The organism is Rhizobacter sp. P3_C12, from assembly GCF_056402735.1.
Genome location: NZ_JBFUGW010000467.1, coordinates 1 through 2,967 on the forward strand (window position 1 = coordinate 1; position 2,967 = coordinate 2,967).

Below are 2,967 nucleotides of genomic sequence, written 5' to 3' on the forward strand. Positions count from 1 at the left end.
CCTACGGCAACATCACGCTGACCGACAAGGCCGAGCGCATGCACCGCCTGATGCCGCTGGAGGCACTGGACGGCAGCTGGGCGACCAACCGCCGCTTCGCCTCGCCGTTCTACGGCGCGCCGCAGCGCTTCGGCTACAACGTCGTGCGGCTGTACCCGACCAACGGCGCCACCACGGTGACGGTGAAGTTCCGCGGCATCAACCAGACGGGTTCCGACGCCGACTTCCGCTGGGGCCTCGTCGCGACGAACACGCAGTTCACGTCGGCCCGCTACAGCGCGCAGCAGAAGGGGCTGGACGCCGACCTGAGCTTCAAGGTGAACGCAGGCGAGCCGCTGTTCCTGGTGGTGACCGCGACGCCGTCGGTGTTCAAGACGGTGGTGTGGGACCAGGCGTACGAGACGATCTGGCGCTACCCGTACATGGTCGAGCTGGCGAACGCCTGGCCGCAGGGCTTCCAGAACGGCCAGCGCGACGCCTGCCCGACCGGCACGGCGCGGCACAGCAATGGCGGTGGTTGCGCGCCGACGAGCACGCCGACGACGGTGTACGTCGGCCCGTACGCGACGATCCTGCCGGGCGGCAGCGCGAGCGGCAGCGCGCGCATCGAAGACCAGGCCGTCATCAGCAAGGGCACGGTCAGCGGCGGCACCGTCGGCGGGCTCAGCGTGATCGGCTCGGGCAACACCGCCTTCACGGTGTCGGGCTCGGCCCAGGTGCGCACCACGTTCTACCCGCTGGGCTTCTTCGAGACCGGGCAGGGCGCCTCGGGCACGCTGGACCTGCATGGCGATGTCGAGTACCGCGGTGCCGGCCTGAACCTGAGCTCGGGCAACCGATCGGGCTTCGTCGAGGCCGGCTCCACCGTCGGTTCGGCCACCGACATCAACACGAAGACGACGCTGACCTGGCGGCCCTGACCTGACGCAGTCGGCTCGGCGGGTTCGCCGACAATCCGGGGTTCCGATCTGCACCGACCCCGCCGACTGCCTCATGCGTTCCCTGTTGCTGCATCCCTGGCTGCGTGCCTGGCTTCCTGCACGCGCCGCCGTGAGCGGGCGCGAGCGCCTGCGGTCGGTGGTGGGAGCGCTGCTGGGCATCGCCGCCACCGGGCTGCTCAGCGCCTTCGTGCTGCAGGGCACGCCCGGTGCCATCGCGCTGATCGCGCCGATGGGTGCCTCGGCGGTGCTGCTGTTCGCCGTCCCTGCGAGCCCGCTGGCGCAGCCCTGGTCGATCCTCGGCGGCAACATCGTCTCGGCGCTGATCGGCGTGGCCTGCGCGCGGTGGATAGCGACCCCGGAACTGGCGGCGGCGCTCGCGATCTGCGTGGCGATCGGCGCGATGTTCGCGCTGCGCTGCCTGCACCCGCCGAGCGGCGCGGTGGCGCTGACGGCCGTGCTCGGCGGCCCGGCGGTGCATRCCGCCGGCTACGGCTTCGCGGTCGTGCCGGTCGCGCTCAATTCGCTGCTGCTGCTCGGCGTGGCGCTGCTCTTCAACAACGCGACCGGCCGCCGCTATCCGCATGCACAGCAGCCCGATCCGCAACACGCGCACCACACCGCCGACGGCCCGCCCACCGAGCGCCTCGGCTYCACGCCGGCCGACCTGCAGGCCGCGCTGAAGGACTACGACCAGGTGCTCGACATCGGCATCGACGACCTCGAATCGCTGTTCCACCAGACCGAGATGCAGGCCTTCAAGCGCCGCTTCGGCGAGGCCCTGTGCGCCGACGTGATGTCGAAGGACGTGCTCGCCGTCGAGTTCGCGACCGAGCTCGACGTGGCCTGGAACCTGATGCACGCGCACTMGGTGCAGGCGCTGCCGGTGGTCAATCGGGCGCGGCAGGTGATCGGCATCGTCACGCGATCGGATTTCCTGGCCCAGGTCGAACTGCAGGACCGTCGCGACATCGGCCGGCGGCTGCGCGCTTTCCTCGCGCGCAACACGAACTCGCACTCCGACCGCCATGAGGTGGTGGGGCAGATCATGACCGCGCCGGTGAAGACCGCGTTCGCATCGACGCCGGCGGTCGAGCTGGTGCCGCTGATGGCGGATGTCGGCCTGCACCACATCCCGGTCGTCGACGAGCGGCGCAAGCTGGTCGGCATGGTCACGCAGACCGACCTGGTCGGCGCGCTCTACGAGATCTGCCTGACCCATCTGTCGGCCCCGCGCACCGGTGCGCCGTGACCGTTGCTCACGTTTGTTAGCGCTTTCACATTTACTGTGAGAGCGCAGTCGGGTGTACTGCACAGGCACGATCCACAAGGAACCCGACCATGAACAAGATGATGCTCGGCCTGGCTTGCTCCAGCGCCGTCCTGTTGGCCGCCTGCGGCGGCAGCGATGCCGACACGGCCAACGATGACCTGGCCGATGCCCAGGGCCAGCGCACGATCGAGGCGGCCGCGGCCACCGGCTCGAAGAAGCTGACGACCACGCTGAGCACGCTGGTGGCCGACAAGCTCGGTGCCTGCACCGAGACGGTGACCTCCAGCTGGGACATCCGGCTGGCCGCCTGCAATGCCGGCACGGCACAGGCCTTCCAGTTCATGCCGGTGTCGTCGGACAGCGCGAGCAACCTGGTGCTGATCAAGAACCCGTCGTCGGGCCTGTGCGTGACGGCCCGCGGCAGCAAGTCGGGCGCGTTCGTCGACCTCGACGACTGCAACGGCCGCAAGGCGCAGCAGTTCCGCCTGGCCGCGCTGGGCACCAGCCTCGCGCAAGTCGCCACCTACGACGGCAAGCTGTGCCTGACCGCGCCGACGCGCGTGGGCGTCACCGAGTTCTCGCTGACGACCTGTGCGACGAGCAACGCGCAGCAGGCCTTCCGCTTGCCGCTGAACAGCACGCCGGCACCGGCTCCGGCGCCCACCCCCGCGCCCGCGCCGGCCCCGGCTCCCACGCCGGCACCCGCACCCGCGCCCGCTCCGACGCCTGCACCGGCACCGGCACCGTCACCCGCTC

At 70.5% G+C, this 2,967-nt stretch carries 3 protein-coding genes; all 3 read left to right on the forward strand.

Annotated features, from left to right (window positions below):
• Nucleotides 1-920: DUF6055 domain-containing protein (locus AC1DXV_RS33260; protein ID WP_477937805.1), on the forward strand; the 920-nt coding region annotated here is incomplete at its 5' end.
• Between the two features lie 73 nt (nucleotides 921-993).
• Entirely contained in the window at nucleotides 994-2,190 is a 1,197-nt protein-coding gene (locus AC1DXV_RS33265; RefSeq protein ID WP_477937807.1) for an HPP family protein, read from the forward strand.
• 89 nt (nucleotides 2,191-2,279) lie between these two features.
• The coding region (locus AC1DXV_RS33270; RefSeq protein ID WP_477937809.1) for an RICIN domain-containing protein at nucleotides 2,280-2,967 on the forward strand (688 nt) is incomplete at its 3' end.